Consider the following 6,666-nt stretch of genomic DNA (forward strand, 5'->3'; position numbering starts at 1 on the left):
AACTGCTACCATGGTTGTTTGCTAAGCGCTAGGTGGGATTACCGGACGCTTACATTGTTCTGAAATTCATTATATAAAACAATATGACAAGAAAAATAGAAGAAACCAAGAAAAACGATTTCGCATAACTAAATGACCAACCAAAGGCAACAGCTAGAAGACCACAAAGAGCGGCCAGGGCAATAACCGTATAAATTGGATATAGAAGAAGATATTGGGCTAGTAATTTACGCTTTGTTAGCACTTTTCGAGGGACCATATTTGTACAGTCTTTGACTGCAAGAGTGACTGGAAACTTCATGAAATTTCATTGAGGGTCGTTATCCTTTGGCACATAACACCCACATAAGGGGCAGTAATGCGTGGGCTAAAATTTGGAGCGAAGCGACAGAGCCCACGTGTTACTGTCCCAGCGAAGCGACTTAATGTGTTTGTTATGATTACAATGCCTGTTTTACAAGGTTTAGCAAAATAGCCATTGCCTCAACATCATCCATCATTGACAAGTCTGATTCATTGACCTTTCCAGAAGTATCAAAAAAGCATTTACTGAGAGTTTGACTGCTATTTCCCTCTTGCTTTTTGAATATGACAATTTCATTTTCGAATTCTGGTGAGTTAGGTTTAAATGCAGAGGAAACGAACAATTGTTGTTCATGGAATTTAATTGCGATTTCTTTTTCGTTGATGGCGATATCTAAGTACTTTAATTGAGGTACTCTTCCATTAAACCCTTCAATATTAGATAAAAACTGACTGAAAACTCTGTCATGGGCTTTCATTCTTCTGGATATATTATTTAATTCGTCTGTTATTTTTGAATAATCTTGCATATGTGTCCTTGTGATCATAACGCTAAGCTTTGGGGCGCTAGCACGTGGGCTAAAATCCGAGCGAAGCGAGACAGCCCACGTGATAGCGTCCCAGCGACCGAAGGGAGTGCCAACAGCGTTTTGTTAGGCGTACAACGAAACGTACGCAGCTTTGCTGCCACCACTAGCCAATTAGCCAGCTTGTTTAAATTATTGAATTTAAGATAAAACAACCCTGTGCGAAAAGCTAGATGTTAACGGTATTGCTGGATAAAAGAGCGAGTTTAGAAAACTGGTGATGTTGATTGTTGGCGTTGCGGTGTTTAAAAAAAGCGCGTTGCTAAAGCTACTGAAACTACCGAAAAAGCAAGCCGTAAAGACAACCTAGCGAAACAACCTTGATGCTGGAATGTCACAACTGAACCAACATTTTAATGCTGTTAGTAAATGACGCCTAACTTTCCAATAACGGGCGCAGACATGTGGGGCATAATGGCGAAGCCGCCCCGCGTGTATGCGTCCCAGCGAACGAAGTGAGTGTGTTAATTGGCTTGTTAGCCACGCTTTGCTTACGAAGCACTTTTTTGAAATTTGCGCATAGCTCTGACGACATTAACAATGGGCAATGTCGCGAAGACAACATAAATAGCTGCGAACAGCAAAAGGTTTAAATAAGCTAAGTAAGCCAACAACCCAATTAAGATTTGTACTACACCAGATAATAAAAAGCTATTGCCTACGTAATTGCAGAAAGCATGTAGGTCGGCAATTTTAGAAAAGTCGATGCCGTTAAGTACATCCGCTTTTTGCTTAAAGGTAAGTAAATAGCCAATGATTAAATATATAAAGCCGCTTAAGCAAGATATTAAAAGAATTAGAAAACCTGTATCCATGGGAAATCCTTTTTAGTGGCTAACTTTAAGCTTTGGGGCGCAGATGCGTGGGGCATAATGGCGAAGCCGCCCCGCGTATAGGCGTCCCAGCGACCGGAGGGAGTGCCAACAGCGTTTTGTTAGGCGTACAACGGAACGTACGCAGCTTTGCTGCCACCACTAGCCAAATGAGCCGCGTGTTTAAATTATTGAATTTAAGATAAAACAACCTTGTGCGAAATGCCAGATGTTAACGGCATTGCTGGATAAATGAGCGAGTTTAGACAACTTGTAGTTTTGAATGTTGGCGTTGCGGTGTTGACGAAAAGCGCGTTGCTAAAGCCATAAAAAATGCCACAAAAGCAAGCTTTAAAAACTACCTAGCGAAACAACCTTGATGTGGGAATGTCACGGTTGAACCCACTTTTTAATGCTGTAAGTAAATGACGCCTAACACCCCACTAAGGGGCGCTAACACATGGGCTAAAATTAGGAACGAAGTGACGCAGCCCATGTGTTAGCGTCCCAGCGAGAGGAGCGAGAGCCTTGAGTGGTTTGTTAGAACTCAAACCCTCGTTCTTTCACCAAGTTTAAAACTTCACCATGCCCCGAAAGATAAGATGATAATCTAATTTTCTTACCAGACTTAAATTGAAAAGTGTACCAATACATAGATGCATTAAATTTTGCAGAAACGAGATCATTCCATCGCTCTTTTTTATGACCAGTCCACGGCGTATAGAATTCAATTTGTTCGGAATCGAACTTTCCCCTAACTTTAAAGTACTCAGCAAAACAAGCAAAAGCAGCGATACCAAATCCGAAAAATAACCCTAGTACAGCGATCAATTCACTTGTTTTTACATGAACATCTTCATCGTAAAAGTACGCCCAGGCAGCAAAAAGAGAGAATGCTAAGCAAGCAATGGCGAGTATTAAAATGAATAAACCGTGTCTAAGTTCACCATTTGTTGTTTTCTTCTTTGCCATCTTGGTAATTATTGTTCCGATAATTACCGCAGCAATACCACCAATTATTCCTGAAGATATGCCCGAGTCCAAATTATCCTCCTTGAGTTCTAACTTCCCACTAAGGGGCGGTAATACATGGGCTAAAATTAGGAACGAAGTGACGCAGCCCATGTGTTAGCGTCCCAGCGAGCGTAGCGAGTGCCTTGAGTGGTTTGTTATGGCCGCGCCGAAAATGCCCACTGATCTCTGTTGGCATATAACACCCAATTTAACTTACTTGATACTAAGTACAAAAACAAAATATCTGTATTCTTTTGAAACGCGTCAAAGTTTTCCCAAGTTAGAATAAAATTTGAGGTAAGGCGTTTTTTTACACCTGTCTTTTTAGATACGCGCTCAAATGTTTCGAAGGCAAAAACTTCTTGGTTGGTGTATGGCGTAAAAAGGGAAGTGAATTCAATTTTATTGAGCCATCCTGACGAGGCAGTAATTGAACTAGTTACTTTTTGCCATGCAGAGTCTCTAACTGTAAGTTCTATATCAGTATCGATATCGATGATTTGGTTTAATTCAATGAATTCCATTTCTTCCCTGAAGGCTATAACGCTAAGCTTTGGGGCGCTAGCACGTGGGCTAAAATCCGAGCGGAGCGAGTCAGCCCACGTGTTAGCGTCCCAGCGACCGAAGGGAGTGCCAACAGCGTTTTGTTAGGCGTACAAAGGAAAGTACGCAGCTTTGCTGCCACCACTAGCCGATAAGGCCACTTATTTAAATTGTTGAAATTAAGATAAAACAACCCTGTGCGAAATGCCAGATGTTAACGACATTGCTGGATAAAAGAGCGAGTTTAGAAAAGTGGTGATGTCGAATGTTGGCGTTACGGTTTTTGAAAAAAGCACGTTGCTGAAGCCGTTAAAACAACCGAGAAAGTTAGCCGCAAAGACGACCTAGCGAAACAGCCTTGAAGTCGGAATGTCACAGTTAAACCCACATTTTAACGCTGTGAGTAAATGACGCCTAACTTTTAAATAAGGGGCGCAGACGCGTGGGCTAAAATGCGAAGCAGCCCACGTGTATGCGTCCCAGCGAACGAAGTGAGTGACTTAATTTTTTTGTTAGGAGACAAATGCGTTTGCCTCTACTGATAGTAACTTCCTCATTTCTTTTAAAGTTTCATTTTTTGCATTTTCGAAATTTTTAGTAAATTCTGCAGGTGTATGACCATCCGTTGATTGAGTCAATATTCGGTGCGAGCTAGTTAGTGTATCTAGAACCTTCTTATCTAACTCTTCAGGTAGCAAAACTCTTAGTTGGTGGTACTGATTAGCAACCTCTCTTATTTGATCTCTATAAGCGTTCCATTGTTCTGCTTCACGGAGACTTTGACCTCCGAGTTCTAACTCTAATAATCTAGAGTAAATGTCGATTATTGCATTTGCCTGTTTTTCGAAAATACCACCATAAGAAACTTGAAGGCGCGTATTCTGAATAGCCAACTCTGCTTTATAAGAATTGATATCTTTTGTGAGGAGGTGATTAATGATTGAACGACACAAGAAGCCTAATACAGCTAGAAGAATGGCATTCGAACCAACGGTTATTAAAACTGAATCTAAAACTTCCTTTGTCATTTTGTCTCCTAACACCCACATAAGGGGCAGTAACACGTGGGCTAAAATCCCAGCGAAGCGACAGAGCCCACGTGTTACTGTCCCAGCGAGATAATTGGACTCCCCCGCACCTGAGAGTTTGGGGTAATATTTTTGTTACCACACCAAAAATATTAAAGAGAGTCCTTAAAATGTATCGTACTAAAGTCGGCGTCGATTTAGCAAAAAATATAATTCAGGTTTGCACACTACACGGTAAAAAAGTTACGTCTAATGTAGAGATGAGTACCGATGAATTTTCACTTTGGTTAGCTCAATCTAAGCCCGTCACTGTAGCGTTTGAAGCTTGCTCTACTTCAAATTATTGGTATCAACAAGCCATTAAAGCTGGTCATGATGCTCGACTGATTAGTGCCAAATTGGTCAAAGCTGTTAGGCAGAACCAAAAGACTGATAAGAATGATGCATTGGCAATCGCACAGACCTTATTTTTACCAGAAGTGTCTTTTATAAACGGTAAAAGTATTGAGCAACAACAGTTGCAATCAATTCAACGTTTACGCGAGTTAGCAATTAAGAGTCAAAACGCCTCGCAGAAACAAATAGTATCGTTACTGTTAGAACTAAATATCCGTTTACCCAACACACAGGGCGGCATACTGCGAGGGTTGGAAGGTGTACTTGAAGATGGAGAGATTAATTTGTCTGATACCTTCCGTGCCACTCTTTCGGTCGCTAAAGTGCAACTTGAAAATATGATTAACGCTATTCGTGAATACGATAAATATTTAGAACAGAGTATCCAATCATTACCTGATTGTAAGAAGCTATTAAAGCTTGAGGGTGTAGGTCCAGTTAATGCAGTAAACCTTTATATTGCACTAGGTGCAAATCAATCGCAGCCATTTAAGAGTGGAAAGAATGCGTCTGCTTGTATTGGTTTAACGCCCATTCAGCATTCCTCTGGTGATAAAGAGGTCATGGGAACCATAGGTAAATATTGTAAAAACGGATTCCTTCGAAGTCAGCTAATCACTGGCGCCATGTCAGTGGTCATTAAAGTGATAAAGTACGGCGCAAAAACGAAAAAAGAACTTTGGTTGCAGGGCTTAATGCAACGGCGAGGTAATAGGTGTGCAGCTGTAGCCCTGGCTAACAAAACAGTCAGAACTGCTTATAGTATGCTGCAAAATAATACAGAATATCACGCTGCATAACTCACAGCGCAAAATGAGTTAACCAACTAAAATGCTTGAACAAAGATAAAAATCTACAAACGAAGTCAGCCGCAAGCTTGGAGCATAAAAGCTCGCCAGCGAGACTTGGCCGTTTGTTCGCGTAAACATCAGTGAGCCAGAGATAGCTTCTCTACTAGAGCTCGAACATAAGCACGCATTTTTCTTTTTGTGATATTAAGTTTTAGTTGTTGACATGGGGGAGTCCACATAAGCCTGCGAGCGGCTTAATGTGATTGTTATGTTTACTTGCCTAAAAAGCGCAGTTGTATTTTTAACATAAACGCCAGCAGTAATCCGCAAACAATAGGTGTTGCCAATATAAAGTTTACTCTTCCTTGATGCCAATTTTGAGAAAGCCAATAAATAACAAAGAGTACTGAATAAACAGGAAACAGCACCATTAACTTGTTTTTTTGTACTGCCACCTTTGTGTATTGCCCTAGGGCCAGTGACATAAAGAAGAGAAAAGAAAAAACGAAATAAGTTATATACAGAGTATTGTATATAGCTTCCAGCAATGGATTTTGAATAAGGAGTATGAAGAATAGAATGCTCAACCCAATAAATGGATAGCGCGCCGTTTTAATACTCATTAATGCCTAATTCCTAGGGTAAACATAACGCCCGTTTAAGGGGCAGAAACACATGGGCTATAATGCGAAGCAGCCCATGTGTTTGTGTCCCAGTGTGCGCCAGCACACGACTTGAAACGATTGTTATGCGTTTCACAGTTCCTTGTCAAACCATACGTCCTCATAACCGGTACAATCTATTAGAAACCGATAACCCGGCGGTAAATCCAAATACTTTATAACTTGAGGAAGATACTTATCTAAATGCTCTGTATGCAAAGATGAAAAGAAGTCTTGCTCTGTTGATAACGTTTCTCCACACCAAAAATACCAGCCGTTCGTACCATTTTCTGGAGCGTGTCTAATGCCATTAATTGGCAGCTTGCCGATGGTGTCTAAAGCAATTCCAACTTTGGTTGCAGAATTAGGTGGGGCGGGCTTTACTCCAATTCTCTGGCATATACTCATTAAAATCCTCATTGCCTAATTAGCGCATAACTTTAAGCTAAGCGGCGCTGGCATGTGGGCTAAAATCCCGAGATAATTGGACTCCCCCAACTCAGTGAGCTGGGTTAATATTTTAGTTCTCA

The 6,666-nt window shown here is 41.0% G+C and carries 8 protein-coding genes; 1 reads left to right on the forward strand and 7 read right to left on the reverse strand.

Features of this window, described 5'->3' with window-relative positions:
- Positions 1–440: 440 nt before the first annotated feature.
- The 5 genes from JC525_RS19435 to JC525_RS19455 all read right to left on the reverse strand — a co-directional run bounded on the left by JC525_RS19435 (position 441) and on the right by JC525_RS19455 (position 4,287).
- A complete protein-coding gene (locus JC525_RS19435) occupies positions 441–833 on the reverse strand; it encodes a hypothetical protein (protein WP_198817766.1) in 393 nt (130 codons plus the stop codon).
- 548 nt (positions 834–1,381) lie between these two features.
- Positions 1,382–1,705 (reverse strand): hypothetical protein, encoded by a 324-nt coding sequence (locus JC525_RS19440; RefSeq protein WP_198817768.1) that lies wholly within the window; start codon positions 1,703–1,705, stop codon positions 1,382–1,384.
- Between the two features lie 537 nt (positions 1,706–2,242).
- Positions 2,243–2,746, reverse strand: a complete 504-nt coding sequence (locus tag JC525_RS19445) for a hypothetical protein (protein ID WP_198817770.1) — start codon at positions 2,744–2,746, stop codon at positions 2,243–2,245.
- A gap of 125 nt (positions 2,747–2,871) precedes the next feature.
- A complete protein-coding gene (locus tag JC525_RS19450; protein WP_198817772.1) occupies positions 2,872–3,240 on the reverse strand; it encodes a hypothetical protein in 369 nt (122 codons plus the stop codon).
- 531 nt (positions 3,241–3,771) lie between these two features.
- Complete coding sequence (locus JC525_RS19455; protein ID WP_198817773.1) at positions 3,772–4,287, reverse strand: hypothetical protein; 516 nt, start codon at positions 4,285–4,287, stop codon at positions 3,772–3,774.
- A gap of 170 nt (positions 4,288–4,457) precedes the next feature.
- On the opposite strand from JC525_RS19455, the gene JC525_RS19460 reads away from it, so the two are divergent.
- Positions 4,458–5,483, forward strand: coding sequence for an IS110 family transposase (locus JC525_RS19460; RefSeq protein WP_198817782.1), 1,026 nt, complete (start codon positions 4,458–4,460; stop codon positions 5,481–5,483).
- A gap of 263 nt (positions 5,484–5,746) precedes the next feature.
- Here the strand turns inward: JC525_RS19460 and JC525_RS19465 are convergent, their stop codons facing one another.
- The gene (locus JC525_RS19465) at positions 5,747–6,097 is read right to left on the reverse strand and encodes a hypothetical protein (RefSeq protein ID WP_198817784.1); all 351 of its coding nucleotides are present in this window, start codon (positions 6,095–6,097) and stop codon (positions 5,747–5,749) included.
- 132 nt (positions 6,098–6,229) lie between these two features.
- The gene (locus tag JC525_RS19470) at positions 6,230–6,544 is read right to left on the reverse strand and encodes an immunity protein Imm33 domain-containing protein (RefSeq protein WP_198817786.1); all 315 of its coding nucleotides are present in this window, start codon (positions 6,542–6,544) and stop codon (positions 6,230–6,232) included.
- Positions 6,545–6,666 lie beyond the last annotated feature (122 nt).

The organism is Alteromonas sp. IB21 (genome assembly GCF_016405965.1).
Classification (GTDB): Bacteria; Pseudomonadota; Gammaproteobacteria; order Enterobacterales; family Alteromonadaceae; genus Alteromonas.